This window comes from Halobacteriovorax sp. JY17, from assembly GCF_002753895.1.
Classification (GTDB): Bacteria; Bdellovibrionota; Bacteriovoracia; order Bacteriovoracales; family Bacteriovoracaceae; genus Halobacteriovorax.
In genome coordinates, this window is sequence record NZ_NJER01000001.1 from 963,701 (window position 1) to 989,403 (window position 25,703).

Here is a 25,703-nt window from a genome sequence, read left to right on the forward strand (position 1 = left end):
TATGAGCGAATTAATAACAACACACCCATTTAACAATGACCTTCGAGTTGCTCTTTTAAAACTTAATAGACCAAAAGTTTTAAATGCGCTAACGACGGATCTTCTTCAAGAGATTGTAAGTGAACTTCAAAGACTTGAGGAGCTTCCAGAAGTGAGATGTATTATCATTACTGGTGATGACAGAGCTTTTGCTGCCGGTGCAGATATTATGAAGATGGCAGAGTCTACAGCGATGGATCAACTCAATGATAAGAGACTTCGTCTTTGGAAAGAATTTGCCATGATTACCAAACCTATCATTGCAGCCGTCAATGGATTCGCTCTTGGTGGTGGGCACGAGCTTTCTATGGCCTGTGACTTTGTCATTGCAGGAGATACTGCTAAATTTGGACAACCAGAAATAAATATTGGAACAACACCTGGAGCCGGTGGTACGCAAAGGCTAACCAGAGCAATCGGAAAGAGTAAAGCAATGATGCTCGCCCTTACTGGTGAAATGCTTACAGCTCGTGAAGCTCTTGCTTGTAATTTAATAGCAAAGGTCGTTCCAGAGGTAGCTCTCTTACAAGAAACTTTTGAAGTGGCCAAGAAGATTGCAGACAAATCCCCTATTGCAGCAAAATTGATAAAAGACTCTATTAATAAATCTCAAGAAATGTCGCTTCGAGATGGGATTGAATACGAGAGACGTAACTTCTATTTAACATTTGCTTCCGCTGATCAAAAAGAAGGGATGAATGCTTTCTTAGAAAAGAGATCTCCCGAATACAAAGGAAATTAAATGAGTGACTACTCTTTTATAAATTATGAAGTCGAAGACCAAACCGCGTTTATTACTATAAACCGTGAAGAAGTTTACAATGCGCTAAACGCTGATGCTAAATATGAGATAGTCAAAGCAGTCAGAGCGGCAAATAAAGACACAGAAGTTAGATCTATTATTCTAACAGCTAAGGGAAAGGCCTTTTGCACCGGACAAGATCTTAATGATAGAAGTGTCCAAGCAGGGGAAAAACCAGTCGATCTTGGAAATACTTTAGAAACTGAATGGAATCCTTTAGTACAAAGCATAAGAGATTCTAAGAAAATTATTATCGGCGCCATTAATGGTGTCAGTGCAGGAGCTGGACTTTCAGTCGCCCTAGCATGTGACTATATTATAGCGGCCCCTGGAGTAAAATTTATTTCAGGATTTTCAAAACTAGGTCTGGCACCTGATGCGGGAAGTTCTTTCACTTTCACAAGAGCGTTAGGTTCAAAGAGAACTCTAGACTTTTTTCTCTTTAATGAGCCACTCACTTCTGAGGAATTAGCAAGCTCAGGACTGATTAATTCTGTTTCGTCTGAACTAATAGAATCAGCTAAAGAAGTGAGCAAGAAAATAAATGCCATGGCCCCGCATTGTGTAGAATTGATTAAGAAGAATATTCAATTTGCGGCAGAGAGTACATTTAAAGAAAGTATTAATAACGAAATATATGCTCAGAGGTTTCTTGGGAATTCAGAAGACTATAAAGAAGGTCTTTCTGCATTCTTTGAAAAACGAGCACCAAACTTTAAAGGAAACTAGGAAGAGATTATGACAACAGCAAGAGAATACACTCCTGAGCAAAAAGCTCTTTTTGAAGAAATTAAAAATGGTAGAACTTTTGAAAAAGGTGAAGAACTTCCAGAGTTCTATAGAAAGCACCTTACAAATCTTCTATGGATGCAAGGTGATTCAGAATATTCTGGGGCCATGGGATATATGCCTTGGATTGAGAAAGCTCCTACTCTAAGAGAGAAAGTTATTGTTGCTCAAATCGTTAAAGATGAAATGAGACATGCTTCAGTTATTTATAAAATCCTAGATGATCTAGGTCACGATACAATGTCTCACGTTGAAAAGACTCAACTTGAGTATAAATTAGAAGAAGATGAAATCAATATTGGTTTCAAGAGAATCAAAGATGATTATAGAGTGAACATCTTCTACTATAACATTAATCATTGGACAGACTTTATTCTATTTAACTTTCTAATGGATAGAGCTGCTGGACATCAACTAGAAGATACCCTCCAATCAAGTTACCTTCCTTGGAAGAAAGGGATTGAAGGAATTTATAAAGAAGAAGTCATGCACTTAACTCACGGGGATAAGTGGGTAAAGATTCTTGCTCAGGAAACTGAAGACAAGAAGTTTCTTCAAGAGAGACTAAACCTTTGGTGGCCAAGAGTGATGAACGTCTTTGGTTCAGCAAGAGGTGCAGCGAATGATCTCTATGTAAACCTTGGTCTTAAAGCTAGAACTAATGGTGAAGTAAGAGATGCTTTCGTAAAAGAAATTCAAGTACTATGTGATGAAGTTGGTCTTGTTATACCTGAGTATAGAGAAGAAGATCAGCCTGCAAGAGACTAAGGAATTATATGACTCTTAGTTCAGTACTAGTTGTTGGCGCAGGAACCATGGGGCAAGGAATTGCTCAGTGGTTTGCTCAACAATCAGTCAGTGTACAACTACTAGATGGAAATCCAGATGTTGCAAAATCTGCAATATCTAATATTCATCAGTCGTGGGAAAAGCTTCAGGCGAAAAATAAGTTTTCAAAAGAAGAAGTTCAAACCTTTAAAGCTTCTATTGAAGCTGTCGACTGGGACAATATAAGAGCTGATACAACTCTAGTAGTGGAAGCGATCATTGAAAATCTTGACATAAAGACTGATGTTTTTAATAAATTAGATGGAATATGTGGAAAAGAAACAATCTTTGCTTCCAACACAAGTTCAATTCCAATCTCAAGCTTAGCAAAAACTCTTCCAGAGTTTAGAAGAGAGAAGTTTCTTGGACTTCACTTCTTCAATCCTGCACCTATTATGAAATTAGTCGAAATCATAAAAGGTCATTGGACAAGAGAAGAAATCATTACTGATTTTGATAAATGGTTCACAGAGCGAAAGAAAGAAGTCGCAATCTGCAATGATTCGCCCGGTTTTATCGTCAACCGAGTGGCCAGAAATTTCTACGGAGAATCTCTTCGAATTGTTTCCAGTTACAACGTTGATAAAATGAAAGAAGTTGATAATGTTCTAAAGAAATGCGGCGGTTTTAAAATGGGGCCATTTGAATTAATGGATCTCATTGGAATTGATATTAACTACTCCGTCACAGAATCTGTTTGGAATAGTTTCTACAATGAACCAAGATTTGCTCCACACCAATTACAGAAAAAAATGGTGGACTGTGGACGACTTGGAAGAAAGACAAAGGGAGGCTTCTATGACTACGAGTAAGAAGTTCCTCGTTCTTGCGACTAAGAATCATCCATTCTACTCAAAGTTAAAAGAACTAGATGTTATTTTCTATGATTTAGAGTCCCACGCTCCCTTTGAAGAGAAGTGGTCTCATTATATGGAATGCGACCTCGTTCTAGACTTTACTGTTATTGAACCAGAAAAGAAATTACAGCTCTTAAAACACCTAAATATTCAATTTGATTTTCCTATTGTTAGTGACCTCTCAACTTACTGGGGAGAGCTTTTCATTGAAAAAGTTTCGGGACTTAGAGGAGCACTCTCTTTTAACTTCCCTTCTCCAACAAATTGCTACGAATACTACGCTATTGATGAGAGAACTAACGAAGGTCTTCTAGAGTTCTTTAAGATGATAGAAGTTGAAGGTCTAAGAGTTGATACACCAGGAATTGGATTTACCTATCCTAGAGTGGTTTCAATGATAATTAATGAAGCCTACTTTTCTTTAGAAGATAATCTCGCTCGTCCAAAAGACATTGATACGGCCATGAAATTTGGTGTGAACTACCCTCTCGGGCCATTTGAATGGGCAGCAAAAATTGGCCACAAGAATATTCTTCGCCTCTTAGAAGAACTCTATAAAGAGACAGCCGATCCTCGCTACAGACCTAGTCAAAAACTTCGTCTAGAAGCGAATTTACTTTAAGGATACTTATGAAAAAATCTTATATCGTTTATGCAAAGAGAACTCCTATTGGAAAACTTGGCGGAGCACTCTCTCAAGTAAGAGTTGACGACATGCTAGCTCACCTCTTTAAAGATATTAAGTCTTGGGCAAACTTTGATTTAACTGAAATTGATGATGTGATCGCAGGTTGTGCCAACCAAGCAGGGGAAGACAATAGAAACCTTGCGAGAATGGCCTCGACACTCGCAGAATTTCCATTTGAAGTTCCGGCCACAACAATTAACCGCCTCTGCGGTTCTTCTCTAGATGCCGTCATGGACGCAGTAGGGAGAATAAGCGCAGGCTTTGGAGATTGCTTTGTAGTTGGTGGTGCCGAGAGTATGACAAGGGCGCCTTTAGTCATTTCAAAAGGCTCTACTCCTTTTGGTAGAGACTCTAAAATGTATGACACAACTTTTGGTTGGAGATTTCCAAATCCAAAAATGAAAGAGCTCTTCCCTCTTCTTGGCATGGGAGAGACCGCAGAAGAAGTGGCCGAGCAATATAAAATATCCAGAGAAGATCAAGATAAGTTTGCTCTAAATTCTCACCTAAAGGCCCATAGTGCTTGGGAAGAAGGAAGATTTACACAAGAAGTTCTTCCAATAGAAGTAAAGCTTAGAAAGAGCTCACATATAGTTTCTAGAGACGAAGGTCCGAGACCTGATACAAACCTAGAAGTTCTTGGAAAACTTAAAACAGTCTTTAGAGATGGTGGAACTGTAACAGCAGGTAACGCGAGCCAGATGAATGATGGCGCGAGTGCTGTAGTTGTTGTTTCAGAAGATTTTCTAAAAAAGCACAATCTTACTCCTCTAGTTGAAATAACTGGAGCTGCCGTAAGAGGAGTTCATCCAAGTGTAATGGGACTTGGCCCAATTGAAGCAACAAAGAAGCTTTGCAAAGACTTTAATAAGAAAGTTTCAGACTTCGACGTCTTTGAACTCAACGAGGCCTTCGCTGCTCAATCTCTCGCTTGTATGAGAGAGCTTGGAATTGATGAGAGTAAGGTAAATCTTAATGGTGGTGCTATTTCACTAGGGCACCCTCTCGGTTGTTCAGGGGCTCGAATTCTCACAACACTTATTCATATTATGAAAGATAGAGATGACCTTAAAGAGGGACTCGCGACAATGTGTATTGGCGTTGGACAAGGGATCGCTCTTTCTGTAAAGAAAGTTTAAATTGATCTAGGATCAGTAAGTGAAGAAGACATTTGAAACAATAATTGTTGGTGGTGGTTTTGGTGGATTAAATGCTGCTATAAAACTAGGAAAGAAGAATAAAGAAGTTCTTCTAATAGATAGAACGAATCACCATCTCTTTCAGCCCTTACTCTATCAAGTAGCAACAGCAGGCTTATCCCCTGCTGATATTGCGACACCTATAAGAGAAATTCTAAAGAAATATTCGTCTATTACAATCATAATGGACGAAGTCATTGAAATATCTAAGGAGAACTCTACTGTAACTATAAGTTCAGGTAATCAAGTCTCCTTTAAAAACTTAATTCTAGCTACTGGAGCAAGGCATTCTTACTTTGGAAATGATCAATGGGAGAAACTCGCCCCTGGCCTAAAAAGTTTAGACGACGCTCTTAGTATTCGAGAAAATGTTCTAAGAAGTTTTGAAAAAAGTGAGCTTGAAACTGATCTTAAGAAAATTTCAGCTCTCACTACTTTTGTTGTTATTGGAGCAGGACCGACCGGTGTTGAGATGGCGGGGGCCATTGCAGAGATTGCGACTAAAACACTTGCAAAGAACTTCAGCAATATTGATCCAAAGTCTTCTAAAATTTATCTCATTGAAGGTGGCCAAAGAGTTTTAAGTACTTTTCATCCTTCATTATCAGAGAAATCAAAAGACGACCTAGAGTCCCTTGGAGTCACAGTCAAACTAAACTCCTTTGTTAAAGAAATTACTGAAGAAGGTGTAACTGTCGGCGAAGAGTTTATTCCTACGAAGAATATTGTTTGGGCAGCAGGAAATAAGGCCAACCCAATTCTTTTAAAACTAGATACAAGTCTTGATCGAATGGGAAGAGCTATGGTTGAAAGCGATTGTAGTATTGAAGGATTTCCCAATATTTTCGTCATTGGCGATGCTTCGGCCTTTAAGCGAGGAGAAGGGTTTCTTCCAGGACTTGCTCCAGTTGCCGCTCAACAAGGGAAGTATGTCGCTCAACTCATCAACAAGAAACTTCCTAAAGGAAAGAGAGAGTCCTTTAAATATATTGATAAAGGTTCAATGGCGACAATTGGTAAGAGTAAAGCAATTCTAGAACTTGGAAAAATTCGCATTTCAGGTTTTATCGCTTGGTGCGCTTGGTGCTTAGTCCACCTACTCTTTCTCGTTCTATTTAGAAATAGAGTCTTTATCTTCTTTGACTGGGTCTATAGTTATATTACGGAACAACGAGGAGCGAGGCTCATCAAAGGAAACGAGAGAGAAGAAGCATAGAGCTTCTTCTCATTTTCTTTAGAATTTATGCATAATTTCAAACCAAGGATCATCGTAAACGCTACCAGCGTCTACACCGAGAATTTTCTTTCCTTCTTTGTACTGCTTCATTGATAAATCATATCGCTTTAAAACTAATTTCTTAATCTTATTTGCTACGATATCAAATTTTCTCTGACTAAAGTTCTTTGCAACAAGAGTTTTTAGAAGAACAACCCTATACTCTCTAATTTTCTCTTCAATAGAATCTGCTTCTGCTCTATGGCTTCTATACAAGTCTACAAATTGTTGTTTCTGTTTTTCTGAAATCTTAGACTTCGCAAGAACTTCTCTGGCCTTCTTAACAACATCTTTTTCATTTTTAACTTTTCCAACTTTTACTCGATCAGACTCTATGGCCTGCTTAGTTGCCGTTGCACAAGAAGCAGCTAAAGAGAGAAGGCAAAGTAATAAAATTTTCTTCATAAAAAACACCTTACTTAAATACGTACAATCTATTTCTTGAGCTTAATGCTGCAAGATAGCTATCTGAATTATCTAATTCACCATGAACACCACTATAGGCATGCCCAAGTTGAAAGTGATCTCTCACTTTAAAAGTAACATCATCTAAGAGAAGGATTTCTCCTCCCACAGAACTTACAGCTAATCCACCTTTCCAAGGAGTAATACTACTCACAGGAACTTTTGAAATGCTAATCAGCTCTTTTTCTACTAAGTCTTTATCAAGAACAGCAATATCTCCAAAGATTGTAGGAACGAGAAGTTGTCCCTTATAAAGAATAGGAGCTCTTGAAACTTTATATGGCAGCCTTCTTTGAATTTCTCCAGAGTTTGGATCTAGCATAGCAAGATCACCATTAATTGAGCCTGCTAGAATACTTGACTTAAAAAGAGTCGGTGTCGAATCTACATCAACAAACTTATTCCCAGTTGATAATCTTCTCTCCCAAAGAATAACTCCCTCTTCTAAGCTAAAGGCTCCGATTTGACCGTCAGAAAAACCAACGTAAATCTTATCTTTATAAACAAGTGGTTTAGAAGCCCTTTGAATTGTTGTCAAGTATGGAACTGATCTCTTATATGACCAAAGGATTTTCCCCGTATTTACATCAAGACAGAAAATTTTATGATTTCTTGTATGAAAAATAATTCTATCTTTATAAACAACTCCTTGAGTTTCAATGGCCGCATCAAGATCTACCATATACTCAGCTTTTCCTGTCAGAGAATGTCTAGCAAAAACTCTCCCCTTCGCATTTCCATAAATAACCCAATCTTTATAGACCACAGGCTTAGAGTGATAAGCTCCATCATCATACTTAGACCAAACTTCTTTACCATTATCTAATTGATAGGCCTTCATATAACCTTGGTTATGACCAACGTAGAGAATCCCATCATGAATAAGTGGTGAATTCAAAGCGATAGGAAGATTGCCCGTTTGATGAACTGGATCCTGATTCTTATTCCACATCACTCTAAAAGCAGTTTCTTCTTCCTTCACTCCCTCAATTTCTAAATTCTTTATAGAAGAGCAAGAAACGAAAAAGAGAGCGATAGAGATTAAAAGTATTTTATGCACTAAGACTCCATTCCAGCTAAGTATAACTTAGCAAGTTTTACAAATTCAGCTTGTCCAAGATTATCAATGACATATTGAAAATTAGTCTTCGCCTTAGCTTTCTCACCTTTCTTAAGATAGAGACGTCCAAGGTCTAAGTAAGTCTTAGACTCCATAACTTTAACATTTGCTTTAACAATTTTTTCCAGATCAGCAATCGCCTTATCAACATTGCCAAGGTCTTCATGATTTACCGCCATTCTTGAATGAATGAAGTAAATAATATACGGGTTAGATTGGTCTTTTACAGTCTCTAAAACTTTTAAAGAACCTTCCAAGTCTCCCTGCTTTGTTAATTCATCACTACTATTGATTGCAAGAGGAGTTAAACCTACAAAGCTACCAACTTTGGAAGCCATTTCAAGATAACCTTTTGTATAATCAGCTGGCGCTATCTTCTTAGTCACAAGAGAATCAAAGCTCTTCGCTTTAAATTCATAAACGACAGCCCCTAATTTATCATTTTGACTACTCTTATAAGCAACGTATCCGCCCCAAGCGAAAACTCCTAAAATGATTAAGACAACAAGGCCAATGACAGAAGATTTATTTTTCGCAATGAAAGCTCCAAGCTCTGTTTCATATAATGCTTCATCTACAGGGTTATGTGGTGTTGTTGCTGTGGCCATAGTTACTTCCTTATCCTAATGGTCTGGGCAGGTGCGCCGCACCGCCAAAATTTATTACGTTTTTTAATACTTTGAAATTTTAGAATTCTTGCCCTAAGTTGTCAAAAATAGAAAGAATGGTTTATGATAAAATATAAGAAAATTTCAACGTTTTGTGCAAGGAAGCATAATGAGAAGAGCAATTGTATATAAAGTTATTCTAATTTCGACTCTATTACTGGGAAGTACGGCATCTATGGCGCTAGATCGCATCGGAAGACTAGGAATTGGAATGTCTAATCAATTTAAAACTGACCTACCTGCAATTTCTTTTAAAATACAGAAATCAAAGTCAACTGCTATCGGGGCCCTCGTCGCCGTTGATACCGATGAAAATTCAGGTGGCTGGGGAGCTGGTTTTAAACTTTACAGAAATATTTTTGAAGAGCCTCAACTTAACTTCTATGGCGCTATTCTAGCAGGCCTTATAAATGAGAAGCAAGGAGTTGGCGTTTCAAAGTCTGGATTTCAATTTGATTTAACAATGGGAAGTGAATTCAGTTTTACAGGCCTTGCAAGTATTGGCTTTAGTTTTGAATTTGGACTTTCCTTTAACAAGGTGAATGAGTTTAGAGTACAAACAGTTGGCGACTCTTTTGTCGTAGCTGCTGCACACTTCTACTTATAAGGAAGAGATGTTTTTAAATAATTTAATAAAGATTTTAATTTGCTTCACACTATCTTTTGCCGCTTTTGCCCAAGCAGGTGTTAACGATGGCTTTAGTATTGAAGAGGAAGACCTAAGTATTGGTGGAGATATCTTCTCTGACTTTAATGAAGATATTGAAAGTAATCAAGTCATGGAAGATGAGAGATTTTATCGTTATGGAAGGTTCTTTACTTTTTCTTTTAGCCTTGGAATCACTTCTTTCACAGGAAATAGAGGAGTGGTTTACGAGAACGAACATCCTAGTTATGGAATTCAATTAAGTGTCTTTAGAGATTTTCAAACAGCTATCTCCATTGGAATTGGCTTCTCAAGACATAATATGTACTTTGATCAAACAAATCTTGAAGGATTTAACGGAGAAGCTCCAAGCTTTGTGCAAGTGAGTCAGCTTCGCGTCTACACTGGTTATAAGTACTATATAGACACAGCAAACCTTGGAACGGCCATTACTTACTCAAATCCTTATATGACAGCAAGGCTTGAATACTGGTACACCACAAATAAGTTTATCGATAACGAGAATATCCCAAATAGAAATGGTGGAGGACTTGGCGTTGGCCTTGGTGGTGGGCTAGAGTTTCCTATAAAACTTAAAGAGTCTTACCTAGGTCTTGAAGTTCTCTATCACAATGTAAATTTCTTTGATAAGAATACTGGCGCTTATAGACCAGTCATTGAAGACTTAAGTGGTGATGCATTCACCACTATGTTGTCCTATATTTGGAATTGGTAGAGGCTATCTACAAAGCCTCTTCATTCTTTTTTCAATTGAATTTAAAATAATGGCCGTCTCTTTAGAAACTTCAACCTTAGGTCTTTGGTAGTTTGCAATAAAAGGCTTGCAGCTAGACCACTCCGGAATAACTTGCTCGTAAAGTTCATCGTTTGAAGATAAGATATATTTACTGACTTCTTTTGAAATAGAAATTAATTGCTTCTCAGTAATTAATCCCTTAGAAAAAAATTCTAAGCCTAGGTCACTAGCAGTAAAATATGCGATCTGCCCCTCTTCAAGTTCAACCCCTTTCTTCTCATCATCTTTATAAAAACCATAAGGATTATAAACTTGATGAATATAAGTTGTAATTTTCTTATTAGGAAAGAAGTCTGAAACCGCTTTATAAGCACGAGCATCGTGCTGTCCATTATCTCCAATTAAGATAATTTCATCATATTCACCACCTTGGATGATTTCTTTAACCGTACGAGTTTTATACTCCAGAGTATCCTCACCAGAATCTTTCCCCACGACAGTTACTTGAGGAAAATTTGATCTAGAGATAAACTCACGACCAAACAACTGCAGTCGTCCACTTGCCGCTGTCACGTAGATAAGAGATCTCTTTGCCGAATGATTATGCCCTCTAAATTTTCTACAATAGTCGGCGGCTTCTTGAGTCGGCTCTTCATTGCAAAGAAAATCATTAAAAAGCTCAGGAAGACCGATGAAAGGATTAGTTGCGCTAATTCCACCAGTAAAATATCCAAGAACATTAGTTCGCTTCAAAGTATCATCGATATCTGAAATAACGAGAGTCTTCGCCTGAATACTAAAATTTGCTATTAATAAAATCGTCAATAATAATTTCATAGTCTTCCTATCCTTATTTATCTATCGTCTAATGCCATTGCCATTTTAGACTTCTTCATTCTATCTGCTAAGTCATTCCCCGTTCTAAAAATTAAATGAACAGGAGTGTTGTACAACTTAAACCCAGACCTAATCGCATTGACAAGGTATCTTCTATAATGCTCAGGAATACCTTGAGACTTATTCGTAAACATAAGAAATGTTGGAGGCCCAGATTTAATCATCGAAGTATACTTCACCTTAAATCTCTTCGCCCCATGACTCTTGGCAATAACAGGATTTCTCTCAACGAGATCAAAAACGTATCTATTTAGCTCACCAGTAGGAATACTCTTACTTCTAACTAAGATGGTCTTCTTAATAGACTCTCTTAATTGCTTAATTCCTTTATTTTGCTTCGCTGAGATTGTAATGAGATCACAAAAATCTAACCAAGGAACATCACGTCTTAAATTTTCTAGCCAATCTCTCTTCGCTTTCTCATCTGGAAGCTCAGCTTTCATGAGATCCATTTTATTAAGAGCAACGACAACAGACTTCCCTTTTTCAAGAGAGATATCAATGAGACGTCTATCTTGGTGACCGATTCCGTTTGTTGCATCAACCATCACAACGACAACATCAGACTCTGTGATACTTCTTAGAGAGCGATAAACTGATTGAGATTCGATAAATCCACTAACGGTCTTCTGTCTTCTTATCCCTGCCGTATCAACGATATGAATTGAACGCCAAAAACTTCCTTCGTCTTCTTCAATATTGCTTTCAACTTCTTCTGCTTCAAGAGAATCTTCTTCTTCTTCAGCAAAGACTTGTTCAAAGTTCTTCTCAAAAGATTCGCTCTTTTGGTTTTCAAGCTCTTCAGTCACAAGACTTGTAAGTTCATAGTCCACCTCAAAGTGTTCCATTCCAACATTCTTGTCATCATCTTCTTCAATTGCATAAGCATCAACCATTTGTTGATAAACATCTGCATTATTTCTTCTAAACTCTTCGTACTGACGAAAGAGCATTCCATCATTTGATGATAGGCCCTGATCTTCTTCAAGAATCTTAGCATCATGCCCAAAGTAGAGATCAAAGAACCCTTCAATTGGATCGACTGTTGTTCCTGCAATATCACTAACGAGAGCTCTCTCTGAACCAACAAGTAAATTTAAAAGAGTTGATTTTCCTGCATTAGGTGCACCAATAAGAGCAATCTTTGCTACAACTTCTTCTCTTGGAGTTACACCTTTAGAGATTTCAGGAGCATTCTTCAGCTTCTCTTTAGAAAATTCATGTGACATTGTCTGAATTTTTTCTTTTAAAAGTGTTACCCCACGTCCGTGAGTAGCACTTGTTGTAAAGAGTTCATCACCATTAATTCCTAGTGAATAGAAATCAACTTCCTCACCCATTTGCTTATCAGTATCGTACTTATTAGCAACTACAAGGAAAGGTTTCTTTGTCGTTCTAATATAATCTGCAATAGTTCTATCAAAAGGAAGTGCTCCCTCTCTAACGTCTACTACAAATAAAACAAGGTCTGATTCCTGAATCGCCATACGAGCGTGATCAGTCATAATATTGAAGAACTTATTTGCATTCTGCTCTTCAGTATTCTTTCCTCTCTCATCGATTCTCTCAGGATAGAAACCTCCTGTATCAACTAAGATAACGTCGGCCGGCGCAATAGCATGAAGATCATCAATTGTTGTGATCCCATAATGTCTATCTCTAGTTACACCTGGCTGATCATGAGTGATCGCTTTATGTTGTTTTTGCATTATTCGGTTAAAGAGCGAACTCTTTCCCACATTTGGTCTACCGATTAATGACACTACCATTGATCTGTTTTTCATAATAATTTCCTATCTACTACGCCATACTCTGTTAGAATCCTTCGCTCTTGGAAGACCAATTTCTTCTAAGATAAGGTTATTCTTCATCCACTTAGGAGAAACTTTAACGTGAAGATTCAAGTGAACTTGTCCACCGACCATCGCTTCAATTTTCTTTCTTGAGCGTGTACCAATTTCTTTTATCATTCCGCCTTTTGTCCCAACAACGATTGCTCTTTGCGATGGGCGGTTAACAAGAATCGAAGCAGAGATATGTGACTTTACCTTTGGATTCTCTTCACCGTGCTTAGGCTTCATGTCTTTATATTCATCAATAACTACAGCAAGCTCATATGGAAGTTCAGCATTGAGTAATTCAAACGCTTGTTCTCTAATATATTCAGTCGCAAAGAATCTTTGATTCTTATTAGATACTGAACCATCGTCATAGTAATGAGGACCTGGTTGAGCTTCATCTACTAAGAGACCTGTAAGCTTGTGCATATTTGTTCCATCTTTAGTTGAAACAACAATTCCTCTTTCAATCTCTGGCATGATCTCTTGCATCTTATCCATAACAAGTGAGAGAGGAAGCTCTTGGTAATTCTCAACACGGTCGCACTTATTAAAAATGATCCATGTCTTTTCAAATTTCTCACTTTCCATATTGTCTTTAAAGTCTTGAAGCTGTCCAAGAACTGGTCTTGTTAAATCAATTAAAAGTAAGTTTAAATCAGCACCATCAACACCTTCTCTCGCTTGCTCATTTAATCTCTTATTTAATTCTTGATTAGTCTTATGCAGACCCGGAGTATCAACTAAAACAATTTCAGTACGATCAACTGTGAATACACAGTGAATCTTATTTCTCGTTGTTTGAGCCTTGCTCGTTACAACAGAAAGATCCATTCCTAGTAAGTAATTTACTATCGAACTCTTTCCAACATTTGGTGCCCCAAGAACGGCAACCATAATAGTCTTATTGTCTGGGTGTTGATGCTCAATTAACATGTGTGCTCCTTTTCGCGTTTTTATTTATTTCTTCTATTAATTTCTTTGCTAAACTTTGTTCACCTTTTTTCTTCGAAGAGAACTCTCCGGAGGCAGAGAATCTATCCTCCACTGTCGCGACGACTTCGAAGTGTCCATTTGAAAGTTGTGTCGACTTATATACAGGGAGACATTTATAGAGAGACATCGTTAATTCTTGAAGTCTCGTCTTTCCATCAAAGTCGAATAAATTCTCTTGATCGAAGAATTTTGTATTATTATTTTTTTCAAATTTTGAAATGATTTCGCTAAAACTCTTCTTGGCCTGTTCAAAAGAAGAGTCTTTATAAATTGCTCCGATAATACTTTCAAAAACATCACAGAGAATTGAGCTTCTCGTATGGCCCTGATTTTGGAGTTCACCTTTTCCAAGAAGGATCATTTTCTCTAGTGAAATACTACTCGCAAGATTCCCTAGACTCTGTTCATTAACAAGGGACGCTCTAAGCTTAGAAAGTTGTCCTTCAGCAAGAGTTGGAAATTTTTCTTGTAAAGAATCAGTGACAATTAGTCCAAGGACACTGTCTCCAAGAAACTCTAAGCGCTCATAAGACTTCGTAGAGTCGCCTAATTTTTCATGACCAAATGAAGAATGAGCAAGGGCCTCTATAAGTAATGATTGATTTTTAAATTTATGGGAGATATTTTCTTGAAGAGTAAGAAGTAATTGGTGACTCTCTAATACAGCACTTAAGTCTGAAAACTTATCAAAATTCTCGCTGGAATTATCGTGCATAAAAACAGCAGACAAAGTCTCGTTCGTATTAAAGGTCATCGGTTTCTCACTCATATTCAAATTTGGCTTATAAATAGCAAATAAGCTGATTGATTTCAATAGTTTTGAAAATATTAACTTAATTTCACCCTTTATTAATTCTGAGTGAACTTTTTATAGATGATGACAGAATCCTGCCACCAACAAAAAAACTCGACTTAAGCAATTTTGAATACTTAAGTCGAGCCATATAGTGATTAAATCTTATTTGACGGTGTGGGTGTCAGGACAAGATTCTTATTACTGTATTCCAGAGTCTGCAACACATTGAGCCTGGTAGTAAGAATTACTAGAAGTAGCTCTACAAGCTGCAATCACGTCAGCAGGAACTTTTCCCTTACCGGCAGAAACAACACATTGACCCGCATAAGAAGTGTTCGAAATTTTCGCACACTCTTCAACTTGACGAGCATTAGCATTAAATTCACCTGCATCTTCTACACATTCAGAAGCGTAGTATGCGTTATTGATTTTTGCACAATTCTCAATAACTTTTGCTCTAACTTGATATTTACGAGCATTTGCCGCGCAATATGAAGAGTAAGAAGAATTCTTAATTAGTCCACAAGCTCTGATGGAATCAGCAAGATCAAATCTTGGAGTTCTTGGATTAAGTTGGTCTTGAAGCTCTTGGATCTCACGCTTTAAATCTTGAATCTTAGCGTTCTTATTATCAACTGTATTTTCAAGTCTAGTAATTGCTTGATTCGCTTGATTTAGGTCTTGTTGCAATCTTCTCACTTCACCGTTATTTCCCTGATTTCTCAAGTCAACTTGGCATTGTGATAAACGAGACTCAGTAGTTGAGAGGATACTCTTCAATGTAACGTTTTCGTCTTTTAAAGTTCTAACATTTTCACGACAATTCTTAAGTCTATCGTTAGCGTTGATATTCACATCAATATCAAATCTTCCGGCCTGGGCACCAATTGAAATAGTAGCAATTACCATTCCTAGAATTAACTTCTTCATTTAAACTCCTCTCTTAGTTCTGTGAACAGCAAAATAACACGATGCAGAAAATTGTAAATATATTTTGTAATTTATACATCCCTGTCATTGGACAAGATAGATTTACCAGCGCTACAATAAAGGTCTTTTAGAAATAGGAATGAATATGCAAAAGAATAGATCATATAATGAATTAGATTTAAATGAGCTCCAAAGAGATTTCTTTTTAAAGCTAAAGTCCATGGGAAGAAGTCAAAATACTCTCAAAAATTATAAGACTGATCTCGATTGCTTCAATCACTACCTATTAAAGAATGATAAAGACACTGATATTACAAATTTCAATATGGCCCAAGTACAACTCTATGGAACCTATCTTGAAGAAAAGTATAATTCTGATAACTCAAGAAGAAGACGCGTTCAGGCCCTAAGAATTTTCTTTGACTACTTAGTCGAGCAAAACTTATTTGAATCAAACCCTGTGAGAAAGCTTCCAACATCTCCTAAGTTTCTAGATATACCAAGACCTACTCCATTCATTGATGTAAAAACTCTATGGGTCTCTCTTCTAGAGGAATCGACTTCTAAGAACGAAATGCTCGCTCTGATTGCAAGAAGAAATCAAATCGTGATGCTTCTTATTTACGGAGCGGGATTAAAAGTTTCAGACTTAAGTAAACTCAAAACAAGTAATATCTTTCTAGATGGGGACTCTCCAAGAGTGCTTATTAATCATCCAAAGAGAGACCCTTATACAATTCCTCTTCCACCTATTTTTAAGACCGTTTTAGAAGAGTACTTATTAAAACTAAGCGACATGAAAATAAAGTCTGCCACAAACTTTGATGAGCTTCTCTTTAACGCTAACCCTTATCGTATTCTCTCTGGTTCACTAAGCCCTAGAGGACTAGAGGTTATCTTTGAAGATTATAGAAAGAAGCTTCAAATTACTCTGACTCCTAAGGCTCTAAGACAGGCCTGTATTTTTAAATGGCTTACTCAAGATCACAATGAAACGCTGATTAAAGAATGGATGGGAGTTGCTCCGACTTATAGTTTAAAACTCTATAAAGAGCATATGCTAAATCATATCTATAATGAAAACTTCTTAGGTGAGCTCTATAAGAATTATCTCTCAAAAGACTAAAGCTTAGGTTTCGCTTTAATTGGTCTATTGCCTACAGGAACGCCTAAGTCTTGATCTAAGTGCCAACGATCCACTTGTAGTTCATCTTTTTCGATTCGGTAAAAATCTAGGTCTTCATCGACACCATCAAGTCTTTGAATAAGCTCTTTTTGTAAGACAATCTGATCTTTCTTATTAAGTTGTAACTCTTCTAGAGCGCGCTGTTTCTTCTTTCTTATTCGCATGATTTCTTTATCATATTCTGCGGCAACCTTTACTTTCTGCTGATTGTAAGACCAAACAAAGTGGTTCACACTATTGAGTTGCTTAAAGAAACTCTTCTTTCTCTTCAAAAGTATTCCTCTATAAATAGAAGCTTCGCGCACTCTTTCGGCCAAGCGAAAAGATTTAACGACTAGCACTGTTCCTCTTCTAAAGTACTCACTCTTTCCCCAACAAGGAATTAAATCCTTCACAAAGATAACAAAGTACTTATCTTCCACAGATCGAACATGGCCTTCACACTTTTCTCTGTCTTTCATACTTGCGATATTAAAAAGAACTTCGTCCCCAGCTCTAAAGAATTTAATATTTCTATTTTCAGAAGAAATTTTTATAATATTAGAAGTCTTATCTCTATCTGTGACTCTCGCAGAGAACGAAGAGTAATCGAAGTCTTTCTCGTAAAAAGAATCTTCATCCTCTAACTCTTCAAGCTTAGTAATATCTTGTTGTAATTCCTGTGCTAATTCTTTAGAGAATTTTGAATAATCCACGTAATTCTCCCCACTCACCGCGTAGATTTGCCATGAAAGGAGAAGTGAAGAAATGAGGAGAAACCACAAAGTAAAAGATTTCATATAAGTATTATGACCCATAATAGCAAAAAAATCTTCCTAGGAAGAGATAACCGATTATCTATTTACTATGAACGGCGACAAAGTTAAACTTGAGCCATAAATTACTGACCAGTTAAGGAGAATATAATGGAAATATTTCTAGATACAGGACTTGTTGAAGAAATTCGTGAAGCCGCAAAATGGGGCGTTATCGATGGAGTTACAACTAACCCAAGTCTTATTGCTAAAACAGGTAGAACTCAAGAAGACGTTATTAAAGAAATTTGTGAGATCATCGACGGACCAATCTCAGCAGAAGTTATTGCGACTGATGTTGATGGAATGATCAAAGAAGGAAAAGAGCTTGCAAAAATTCACGATAATGTTGTGATCAAGCTTCCTCTAACAGAGGCCGGAATTACTGCTTGTAAGTGGTTTTCTGACAATGGAATTAAGACAAACGTGACTCTTTGTTTCTCAGTAAACCAAGCTTTCCTAGCGGCTAAGAACGGTGCCACTTATATCTCTCCATTCATTGGAAGACTAGATGATATTGGACATGATGGAATGCAATTAATTGACGAAATCAGAACAGTATATGACAACTATGGTTTCACTACAAAAATCCTTGCGGCTTCAATCAGACACTGCTCTCACGTTAGAGATGCCATGATGTGTGGATCTGATGTGGGGACAATGCCAATTAATGTCGTCAAAGCGATGTTTAAGCACCCACTTACAGACAAAGGCCTAGCTCAATTTCTAGAAGATCACGCAAAAGCAAACTCTTAATATCTTAGATATCTGACAAGAAAGCTCTCCTAAAAAGGGCTTTTTTGTCAGGGATTTTCCTAAATTACCTTATTCTATAACCGACAAGTTAATGATGGCGCCAGAGCTCATTTGGCCTCTAACTTTAGCTGCAGGATATGGACTCATGAAGAAGCTGCTACTTCTCCTTTCACTTTTAATCACTCTCACGAGCTGCAATGGTGGTGGAGGTGGAGAAACTGTATCCCTCGGAGCAAGGGCCCCTGGAAGCGTGGACAATAGTCTCCCTATCCGCTGGGCAGATTCGGCGCTTCCTCTCAATGTTCATATCTCTAATGACTTTGTCTTTGATCCGGCCCATGAGGTTGCGGGAAGAAATCTCGTAGAGCAAATGCAGAAAGTCTGGGACGATGGTGTCACAGGAAAAGTTCTCTTCAACTACCCAATCGCGGGTATTCCTTCAAAGAATGGTGATGCTCTTTCAACTTATAAAGATGGAGTGCTTGGAATTTACATCACAGCAGATTGGTTTGCCAATATTTCTTCTAGTGCACTGGCCATCACTCAATTCTACGCTTACAAGAAAACAGGTTCTTCTGGTGAGTACTATGAATTATCTCACGCGGATATTATTGTTAATGATGAAGACTATGAATTTAGTTATGATGCAGCTGTAGTTAACAAATACGATATGCCTACGGTTATCCTTCATGAACTCGGTCACCTTCTTGGACTCAATCACCAAAGTGATAGCTCAGTAGCGGCCGTCATGCAGCCCTATTTAAGTATCTGGGAATCGAATAGAGCTCTCTTTAGCAATGATGCCCAGAGAATCAGTGACAATTATACCGACTCGGCACTTAGTACAAGAGGAGGTCTTCTCGCAGCTGCTAGTTATCAACCGAGTGGAATTCCTGACGGACAAGAACTCCACGGAGTCATTGAATTAATGGCAAGTGGTGAATGTAGACACTTTTACAATGGCAAACTTATTCGAAGTCATTTTTCTTTTTAAGATTTTCTAAAACTCTTTCTTCAAGTTCAGAAATTTTCTCTGAGGAAATAGATCGTCTCTTCTTTATGACATCTGTAAAAGACTTTCCAACTTGTTCAATACTAGCAGTATAGTTTCTGCACTTTACACATATAAAGAGATGCAATTTAAAGTTAACTCTTTCTGCAAAGCTTAAATCATCTTTGTGACAAGCAACCTTTGAAATATCTTTACAAGAAAATAATTTAAATTTCACTTCCCACCCTTTCTCTCTACACACTCTTTAAGTCTCGTTTTTGACCGATAAAGAAGCTGTCTTAGATTAGTGTTTGTTATGTTCAGAATGTGACAAATATCTTCGTTTTCTTCTTCATCAACAACTTTTAACTGAAAAACGGCCTTTTGTAGCTCTGGCAACTTATCCATACACTCTTCAATAATAGTAAGCCCTTGGCTATTCTCCAAGACTTTCTCAGGACTCGTAGGCCACCCCTCACTCCAATGTCCACTCTCCTCAAAACGAGACTCCATAATCTCTTCAATAGGGTCGGTCTTAGCGTATTTAAGGTTCGCTCTTCTAAGCTCACTGACTTTATTGTAGAGAATTCCAAAGAGAAAAGTTCTGATATGACTTCTGCCTTCAAACTTTGAAACGACTTCAAAGAAAGTCATCCATGTGGAGTGGGCCACATCATTAGATTGCTCCTCAGATAGGCCCATTCCTAGAGCGGCCTTAAAAAGATGAGACGTATAAGCGCGCACAAGACTCTCTCGTGCTTTTGAGTCACCTCTTCTTATACTCTCTATGAATTTAGGGTCTGAAAAGTTGTGCAAAACTATCTTCCGTTGTACTTTTTAATAATTCTAAATGAATATCATGTATAATTCTAGGTAAACTATTATTCTCTTCTTATGAGGAATGACATGAAATTTTTAAAAATCATTTTCCTACTATTACTTACTCAGAAGTCATTTTCTTTTGACCACACTCATTCAACGTGGCAGAAGGTTTTGACGGAGAATGTTCATTTGAAGAACAAACAAAGCTTAGTCGATTACAAGAAGATAAAATCAACTCCACTAGATTTAAATAAATATCTTATGGAGCTTACTTCTCTCTCTAGAGAAGAATATGATAAGTTTACTCGTGAGCAGAAATTATCTTTAATGATTAATGCCTATAATGCTTTTACAATAAAGCTTGTAGTCGATCACTACCCAGTTAAAAGTATTAAAGATATTAGTACACTCTTTTCCAGTGCTTTCAAAAAAGACTTCTTTACCTTTTTAGGACATCAGAGAAATCTCGACTGGATTGAACACGAGGTCATTAGAAAGAAGTTTAAAGAGCCTAGGATTCACTTTGCTCTAGTTTGTGCGAGTATAAGTTGTCCTAATCTCCAAGCAAAGGCCTTCACAGAAAAGAACCTAGAGTCTCTACTACAAAGTAGTGCCACTTACTTTATTAATAATACAAATAAGAATGATTACAAGGATGGGACTCTCTACTTATCTAAGATTTTCAAATGGTACCGCTTAGACTTTAAAGGTCTCATTCCTTTTATAAAGAAATATTCAAAGAAAAAAGAGATGACTAAAGATACTCCGATAAGCTGGTTAAATTACAATTGGGATTTAAACGAATGGAAATAAAGCAATATAAGAAGTGGGAAAATCTCTACACGACAGCAAAGAACGAAGAGCGTGGAAAGGTTTCTTTTAAGAAATTAGAAGTACTCTGGTTTAATACTGGAACCCTTTGCAATTTATCTTGTGAGAATTGCTATATTGAATCTAACCCTAAGAATGATCGTCTTGTTTACTTAACATTAGATGACGTCAAAAAATACATAGACGAAGTCAAAGAAAACCAATGGGAGCTAGAGAGTATAGGAATCACTGGAGGTGAGCCTTTTTTAAATCCTCATATTATTGATATCCTAAGAGAGTGCCTCTCTTTAAATATCCCAGTCCTTGTTCTAACAAATGCCCATAAAGTTTTAAAGAGATGGGAGAAGAAATTAATAGAGCTTAAAGACGAGTATGGAGATCTCTTACGGCTTCGGGTCTCACTCGATCACTACACTAAAGAAGTTCACGAGGGCGAGCGTGGTGATGGAACTTTTAATCCCACCTTAAAGAGCATGCAGTGGTTATATCAAAATGGTTTCCATATCAGCATTGCAGGAAGATCACTCTTTAAAGAAAGCGAAGAAGTCGCGAAAAAAGGTTATCAAGACTTAGTCGATTCAAATCAGATCAAACTAAAGCTAGATAAAGATACCTTAGTCATCTTTCCAGAGATGAATGCCACTGAAGATGTTCCAGAAATTACCGTTGATTGCTGGAATATACTCAATGTCTCCCCTAGTGATCAGATGTGTGCCACTCAGAGAATGATTGTTAGAAGAAAGAATGAAGAGACTCCTAAAGTTCTCTCTTGTACTTTAATTGCTTACAATAAAGAGTTTGAACTAGGTACAACTCTCAGAGAATCCTTTAAAGATATTCACCTCAACCATCCATTTTGTTCAAAATTCTGCGTCTTAGGTGGAGCAAGTTGCTCAAGTACTAAATAATAACAGTGAAAAGAGAGAATTTGTAAGTATACGCTCCGCAATTCATCTTTTAAGATTTTATTATAAATATTTCAAGGAGGAAGTATGTTAGTAAAATCTGCAGCGGTTGTTGCTCTATTAAGTCTAATTTCAATTTCATCAAATGCATCAGAGAAATCAATCTGCGGAGTTGATGATAGAGTACCATCTACAGATACTAAAGTTGCAAGAGCTCTTGATTCAAGAACTGGATCAGGTGGTTGTACAGTAACAATGATCGGTCGTACTTGCGCCATTTCAGCAGGTCACTGTAAATCAGTTCTAAAAATTGCAGAATTCAATACTCCAATGTCAGATAGAAGAGGAAGAATCCAACACCCAGGTGTTGAAGACGTTTACGAAATTGATCAAGAGTCAATTGTTTATAAGAACGGTGGAGTTGGAAACGATTACGCTGTAATGAAAGTTCTTCCAAATAATGTTACAGGTGCATACGCAGGTGACGTTCAAGGTAATTATAATGTAACTTTTGATAGACCAGCTAAAGGCGAGCTTATCAGAATTACTGGTTACGGTCTTGATAACAATGATAACGATAGAAACCTAGCTCAACAAACTCACACGGGTGAGATCATGAGTACAACTTCAAGGTCAGGAAATTCTACAATGACTCACGTTGCGGATACAATGGGTGGAAACTCTGGTTCTTCTATTCTTAAAGAATCTACAAGTGAAATCGTAGCTATTCATACTCACGGTGGATGTTCTTCAAGAGGTGGATCTAACTCTTCGACTCTAATTGCTGATCACCAAATTTTAAAAGATGCTATTACAGCTTGTCTTGCGACAGAACCACAAGACTAGAAATACTCTGGCCGTACTCTAGAGTGCGGCCTCTACATATCAAATCTAAAACCTTCAAAACCAAATTCACTCTCATCTTCAGCTGGAATATAATCCCCACCACCAATTGATTTTTCATGGCGGTAAAGTCTTTTGGAAAATTTCAATCTGTCAGACTTAAACTTACGTGTACTGTATGAAGTATTAGAGAATCTCTCAGTATAATCCGAAATAATTCCTGTTTTTAAATTAACATTTATATTCATAGATGCTTTAGAAGTAGTATTTCGAAGAATGCGATCTGGAGTTAATCCATATTCCAGCAATTTTTCCTTAATCTCTTCCTCTAACCTATACGGACTTTGTCCTCCAAAAAGACTCACTTCCAATTCACTCAGATCACTAAAATTAGATAGAACTTCAGAGACCCCTCTATCTATGTCGGTAGCCGCATCAAAGTGAGCAAGAGCTCCATTACCGCCACGATCTCTCACCACAAGGGCCACACATGTGTAGACCCCAACCGTTTGGATACTTTCATTAACTTCTGAATTTGTGTAGATATACTCTCTTTGCGCGACTTCAGGCGTCTTTAATTCATCAATACCTGCGAAGGAGTTCATTGAAACTATGAATAAGAGAAGAAATAACTTTAATAACATTCTGAGATTATAGGCAAAGATTATCTTCGAGGTAGATTTATTGAATTAAATACAGGGGGTGTCATTACTTTAAACACAAATAAGTCTCTTTAACATAAAAGTTGAAGTCATTGAAAGTCTATTGGTACATATTTAGAGTTAAGAAAACCACATACTTGAAGTATTTTAAGCTTAAAATAGGCCATATTTCTGTATCCATAGGCCCTTTTCTTTACCGTCTTTATTACATTATTAATTCCTTCTGAGAGTGATGAACTTACTCTATATTTGAAGTAATTTTTAAATGTATTCCAGTTTGAATCAAAGGTCTTCCACCACTTTTCTAAATTGTAAAAGACCTTAGACTGCTTTATCCATTCCCCCATTTCATCAAACTTATCTCTAGCTTCTATTTCATTTTTTGATTGATAAATTTGAAACATTCCTTCCTTAATTAATTCAAGCAAGACAAAGTAATGATTATCTTTAAGAACATCATTAATATGCCGGTTCTCAAACTTATCTCTCCGCTCTGCTTTTTTTAAGAAGAGCTGTTTGAATTTCCCCCGAGTCATTCTCTTCATCTCTCCTTTACACATATGTCCACTAAGCCAGGCTCTATCATCATTCACATACTTTTCAAAAGTCTGCATAATGTGAAATCTATCCCAGACAAAAGTTGCGTGCGGACAATTCTCCTCAACACTTTTCTTATAACCATCAAATTGATCTCCTGCTACAACCTCTATTTCTTTACAGCGTTCTTCTCCAATAATGTGAAAGAACTCGTCCAGCGCTTCTTTAGAGCGTGACTCTGACACCCACACAACTCTTCCTGTTTTTAGATCTGAAATAATTGTAAAAAATCTCTTATCTCTCGATTCTTTTTTGTAATACTTTTGTCTTCGAGCATAGACTTCATCTACTGAAATTCTTGAGACTTTAGGGATTTTATAATTTTGAAAAAGTCTCCTCATTCGAGCAAAGTCAAAGCGCCACATTGTCATAGGACTATTGCCTGTAAATTCAGCGGCACGACTGACAGGAGAGATTTCACAAAGCCTACCAAGCCACCAAGCATACTCCTCTGTGACATGAGGACTTTCTTTAGAAATAAAATCAAGAGTCTCTGATCGAACTTTTTTACAATTTCCACAGAAATGTTTTTGTCTTTTTAAAATTAAATAGGTTTTAAATTTATGAATATCTAGGGAGCGAACCTTGATTCTGTGCTCACCAACTTTAGCATTATCTAGGTTATGGCCACACTTGTTGCAAGTTCGAGGACTTTCTTCTTTGTTTTTAAGATAGATCTCTATGTAACCTTTTGAAATCCATTCTTTTATGTCAATAACTTCAAATCCGGGGGTGATTTTTGATATAAATCTAGGTAATCTCATAACTGGCCTTCCTTAGCTTGAAATAATTTTTTGTGGTAAAACTATTATTACTCAGTTAAGGCTAGAGGCCAATTTTCTTCTCATTTCATCAACTTATTTGTTAAAGATCCCACAAATAAAAAGGCCACTCAAAGAGTGGCCTAATATGCTTTCAATTATTGTTCTATAATTTATTTATTACTTCTTAGATTGCTCGTAGATTGCTTTGAATGATTCAAAGTCAGTCGCTGCAATTTCAGAAAGCATTTTTCTATTTAATTCAGAACCATTCTTCTTAAGGTTACCCATGAATTTAGAGTATGAACCATCAAGTTGTTTTGCTGCTGCAGAAATTCTTGTAATCCATAATCTTCTCATATCTCTCTTTAGAAGTTTTCTTCCGATATAAGAGTAATGTAATGCTCTTTTAACAGTGTCAGCTGTTAATTTGTACTTAGTTCTTCTTGAAAAGTGAAAACCTTTTGCAAGCTTAGCGATTTTGTTTCTTCTTCTTCTGGCCTTAAAGCCTCTTCTTACTCTAGACATAAAATCTCCTTAACGAATACTTGGGGGCTATTTACTTTGCTCTTCTTACTCTACAGTTAGAATCCCAAGCCTCAGTTTATTATTCTTTAATTATGCGTATGGAAGCATAGTTTTAACACGACCTAGATCTGCTTGATCTACATAGTCAGTCTTACCAGCTCTTTTCTTACAGTCGTGAGACTTTTTCTCAAGAATGTGTCTTAAGTTTGCTCTTTTTCTTTTAAATTTACCATTACCAACAGCTGTAAATCTCTTAGCCGCTGCTCTTCTGGTCTTCATCTTAGGCATCGCTAAATCTCCTCTGATTTCACCTACGGTCGAAACCGTGTCAAAACTAAATAATTGAAGCAGCCATTTATAACAATTTCAAATCAATAAGTAAAAGAAAATATGAGCAAAAAAGAAGAAAAAATAAGGACTTAACGCAATGTTAAGT

At 37.0% G+C, this 25,703-nt stretch carries 30 protein-coding genes; 15 read left to right on the forward strand and 15 right to left on the reverse strand.

The window, feature by feature from the left end; genetic code table 11:
• Window position 1: 1 nt before the first annotated feature.
• From CES88_RS04295 to CES88_RS04325, 7 genes are read left to right on the forward strand one after another with little or no spacing between them, the layout of a single operon-like run.
• Window positions 2-781, forward strand: coding sequence for an enoyl-CoA hydratase-related protein (locus tag CES88_RS04295; RefSeq protein WP_290731433.1), 780 nt, complete (start codon window positions 2-4; stop codon window positions 779-781).
• Window positions 782-1,570, forward strand: a complete 789-nt coding sequence (locus CES88_RS04300; RefSeq protein ID WP_290731436.1) for an enoyl-CoA hydratase-related protein — start codon at window positions 782-784, stop codon at window positions 1,568-1,570. It begins immediately after the preceding gene.
• A 9-nt stretch (window positions 1,571-1,579) separates the two neighbouring features.
• Window positions 1,580-2,398, forward strand: a complete 819-nt coding sequence (locus tag CES88_RS04305) for a Phenylacetic acid catabolic protein (RefSeq protein WP_290731440.1) — start codon at window positions 1,580-1,582, stop codon at window positions 2,396-2,398.
• An 8-nt stretch (window positions 2,399-2,406) separates the two neighbouring features.
• Window positions 2,407-3,270: a 3-hydroxyacyl-CoA dehydrogenase NAD-binding domain-containing protein gene (locus tag CES88_RS04310; RefSeq protein ID WP_290731443.1), complete on the forward strand. Its 864-nt coding sequence runs from the start codon at window positions 2,407-2,409 to the stop codon at window positions 3,268-3,270.
• The gene (locus CES88_RS04315; protein ID WP_290731445.1) at window positions 3,257-3,937 is read left to right on the forward strand and encodes a 3-hydroxyacyl-CoA dehydrogenase family protein; all 681 of its coding nucleotides are present in this window, start codon (window positions 3,257-3,259) and stop codon (window positions 3,935-3,937) included. Before CES88_RS04310 ends, CES88_RS04315 begins: the two co-directional genes overlap by 14 nt.
• Before the next feature lie 8 nt (window positions 3,938-3,945).
• On the forward strand, window positions 3,946-5,142 hold the full coding sequence (locus CES88_RS04320; RefSeq protein WP_290731448.1) for a thiolase family protein: 1,197 nt from the start codon (window positions 3,946-3,948) through the stop codon (window positions 5,140-5,142).
• A gap of 19 nt (window positions 5,143-5,161) precedes the next feature.
• Window positions 5,162-6,418: an NAD(P)/FAD-dependent oxidoreductase gene (locus tag CES88_RS04325; RefSeq protein ID WP_290731450.1), complete on the forward strand. Its 1,257-nt coding sequence runs from the start codon at window positions 5,162-5,164 to the stop codon at window positions 6,416-6,418.
• An 18-nt stretch (window positions 6,419-6,436) separates the two neighbouring features.
• Here the strand turns inward: CES88_RS04325 and CES88_RS04330 are convergent, their stop codons facing one another.
• The 3 genes from CES88_RS04330 to CES88_RS04340 are packed head-to-tail and all read right to left on the reverse strand — an operon-like array spanning window position 6,437 to window position 8,671.
• Window positions 6,437-6,883, reverse strand: a complete 447-nt coding sequence (locus tag CES88_RS04330) for a hypothetical protein (RefSeq protein WP_290731453.1) — start codon at window positions 6,881-6,883, stop codon at window positions 6,437-6,439.
• A gap of 10 nt (window positions 6,884-6,893) precedes the next feature.
• Complete coding sequence (locus CES88_RS04335; protein ID WP_290731456.1) at window positions 6,894-8,003, reverse strand: PQQ-binding-like beta-propeller repeat protein; 1,110 nt, start codon at window positions 8,001-8,003, stop codon at window positions 6,894-6,896.
• Window positions 8,003-8,671 carry a tetratricopeptide repeat protein gene (locus CES88_RS04340; RefSeq protein ID WP_290731458.1) on the reverse strand — a complete coding sequence of 223 codons (669 nt, stop codon included), beginning with the start codon at window positions 8,669-8,671 and terminating at the stop codon, window positions 8,003-8,005. Before CES88_RS04340 ends, CES88_RS04335 begins: the two co-directional genes overlap by 1 nt.
• Before the next feature lie 169 nt (window positions 8,672-8,840).
• On the opposite strand from CES88_RS04340, the gene CES88_RS04345 reads away from it, so the two are divergent.
• A complete protein-coding gene (locus CES88_RS04345; protein ID WP_290731461.1) occupies window positions 8,841-9,338 on the forward strand; it encodes a hypothetical protein in 498 nt (165 codons plus the stop codon).
• Between the two features lie 7 nt (window positions 9,339-9,345).
• Window positions 9,346-10,113: a hypothetical protein gene (locus CES88_RS04350; protein WP_290731464.1), complete on the forward strand. Its 768-nt coding sequence runs from the start codon at window positions 9,346-9,348 to the stop codon at window positions 10,111-10,113.
• A gap of 3 nt (window positions 10,114-10,116) precedes the next feature.
• Here CES88_RS04350 and CES88_RS04355 read toward each other — a convergent pair whose 3' ends face one another.
• The 5 genes from CES88_RS04355 to CES88_RS04375 form a co-directional block, all read right to left on the reverse strand.
• Window positions 10,117-10,971 (reverse strand): phosphatase domain-containing protein, encoded by an 855-nt coding sequence (locus CES88_RS04355; protein WP_290731467.1) that lies wholly within the window; start codon window positions 10,969-10,971, stop codon window positions 10,117-10,119.
• Between the two features lie 17 nt (window positions 10,972-10,988).
• The gene (locus CES88_RS04360) at window positions 10,989-12,815 is read right to left on the reverse strand and encodes a GTPase (RefSeq protein WP_290731471.1); all 1,827 of its coding nucleotides are present in this window, start codon (window positions 12,813-12,815) and stop codon (window positions 10,989-10,991) included.
• 9 nt (window positions 12,816-12,824) lie between these two features.
• Window positions 12,825-13,805 (reverse strand): GTPase Era, encoded by a 981-nt coding sequence (gene era, locus CES88_RS04365; RefSeq protein ID WP_290731474.1) that lies wholly within the window; start codon window positions 13,803-13,805, stop codon window positions 12,825-12,827.
• On the reverse strand, window positions 13,795-14,634 hold the full coding sequence (gene rnc, locus CES88_RS04370; RefSeq protein WP_290731477.1) for a ribonuclease III: 840 nt from the start codon (window positions 14,632-14,634) through the stop codon (window positions 13,795-13,797). The genes era and rnc overlap by 11 nt, the downstream gene beginning before the upstream one ends.
• A gap of 225 nt (window positions 14,635-14,859) precedes the next feature.
• Window positions 14,860-15,591, reverse strand: coding sequence for a hypothetical protein (locus CES88_RS04375; RefSeq protein ID WP_290731480.1), 732 nt, complete (start codon window positions 15,589-15,591; stop codon window positions 14,860-14,862).
• Between the two features lie 145 nt (window positions 15,592-15,736).
• On the opposite strand from CES88_RS04375, the gene CES88_RS04380 reads away from it, so the two are divergent.
• Entirely contained in the window at window positions 15,737-16,717 is a 981-nt protein-coding gene (locus CES88_RS04380) for a site-specific integrase (protein WP_290731483.1), read from the forward strand.
• On the opposite strand, the gene CES88_RS04385 is transcribed toward CES88_RS04380, so the two are convergent.
• On the reverse strand, window positions 16,714-17,472 hold the full coding sequence (locus CES88_RS04385) for a hypothetical protein (RefSeq protein WP_290731486.1): 759 nt from the start codon (window positions 17,470-17,472) through the stop codon (window positions 16,714-16,716). The two genes, CES88_RS04380 and CES88_RS04385, sit on opposite strands and share 4 nt — an antisense overlap.
• Window positions 17,473-17,682: 210 nt before the next feature.
• Here CES88_RS04385 and fsa point away from each other — a divergent pair, with 210 nt between their 5' ends.
• A complete protein-coding gene (gene fsa / locus CES88_RS04390; RefSeq protein ID WP_290731489.1) occupies window positions 17,683-18,327 on the forward strand; it encodes a fructose-6-phosphate aldolase in 645 nt (214 codons plus the stop codon).
• Between the two features lie 145 nt (window positions 18,328-18,472).
• Window positions 18,473-19,321, forward strand: a complete 849-nt coding sequence (locus tag CES88_RS04395; protein WP_290731492.1) for a matrixin family metalloprotease — start codon at window positions 18,473-18,475, stop codon at window positions 19,319-19,321.
• On the opposite strand, the gene CES88_RS04400 is transcribed toward CES88_RS04395, so the two are convergent.
• Window positions 19,296-19,556, reverse strand: coding sequence for a hypothetical protein (locus CES88_RS04400; protein WP_290731495.1), 261 nt, complete (start codon window positions 19,554-19,556; stop codon window positions 19,296-19,298). The genes CES88_RS04395 and CES88_RS04400 overlap by 26 nt on opposite strands.
• Complete coding sequence (locus CES88_RS04405) at window positions 19,553-20,134, reverse strand: sigma-70 family RNA polymerase sigma factor (RefSeq protein ID WP_290731498.1); 582 nt, start codon at window positions 20,132-20,134, stop codon at window positions 19,553-19,555. The genes CES88_RS04400 and CES88_RS04405 overlap by 4 nt, the downstream gene beginning before the upstream one ends.
• A 90-nt stretch (window positions 20,135-20,224) precedes the next feature.
• Here CES88_RS04405 and CES88_RS04410 point away from each other — a divergent pair, with 90 nt between their 5' ends.
• From CES88_RS04410 to CES88_RS04420, 3 genes are all read left to right on the forward strand, one after another.
• Complete coding sequence (locus tag CES88_RS04410) at window positions 20,225-20,953, forward strand: DUF547 domain-containing protein (protein ID WP_290731501.1); 729 nt, start codon at window positions 20,225-20,227, stop codon at window positions 20,951-20,953.
• Window positions 20,944-21,879 carry a radical SAM protein gene (locus tag CES88_RS04415; RefSeq protein ID WP_290731504.1) on the forward strand — a complete coding sequence of 312 codons (936 nt, stop codon included), beginning with the start codon at window positions 20,944-20,946 and terminating at the stop codon, window positions 21,877-21,879. Before CES88_RS04410 ends, CES88_RS04415 begins: the two co-directional genes overlap by 10 nt.
• Window positions 21,880-21,963: 84 nt before the next feature.
• Window positions 21,964-22,722 (forward strand): trypsin-like serine protease, encoded by a 759-nt coding sequence (locus CES88_RS04420; protein WP_290731506.1) that lies wholly within the window; start codon window positions 21,964-21,966, stop codon window positions 22,720-22,722.
• 32 nt (window positions 22,723-22,754) lie between these two features.
• Here the strand turns inward: CES88_RS04420 and CES88_RS04425 are convergent, their stop codons facing one another.
• From CES88_RS04425 to rpmI, 4 genes are all read right to left on the reverse strand, one after another.
• Entirely contained in the window at window positions 22,755-23,363 is a 609-nt protein-coding gene (locus CES88_RS04425) for a hypothetical protein (RefSeq protein WP_290731508.1), read from the reverse strand.
• A gap of 107 nt (window positions 23,364-23,470) precedes the next feature.
• Complete coding sequence (locus tag CES88_RS04430; RefSeq protein WP_290731512.1) at window positions 23,471-24,742, reverse strand: ISL3 family transposase; 1,272 nt, start codon at window positions 24,740-24,742, stop codon at window positions 23,471-23,473.
• A gap of 177 nt (window positions 24,743-24,919) precedes the next feature.
• Window positions 24,920-25,267, reverse strand: coding sequence for a 50S ribosomal protein L20 (rplT, locus tag CES88_RS04435; RefSeq protein ID WP_290731515.1), 348 nt, complete (start codon window positions 25,265-25,267; stop codon window positions 24,920-24,922).
• Window positions 25,268-25,357: 90 nt separating this feature from the next.
• Window positions 25,358-25,555, reverse strand: coding sequence for a 50S ribosomal protein L35 (rpmI, locus tag CES88_RS04440; protein WP_290731518.1), 198 nt, complete (start codon window positions 25,553-25,555; stop codon window positions 25,358-25,360).
• Window positions 25,556-25,703 lie beyond the last annotated feature (148 nt).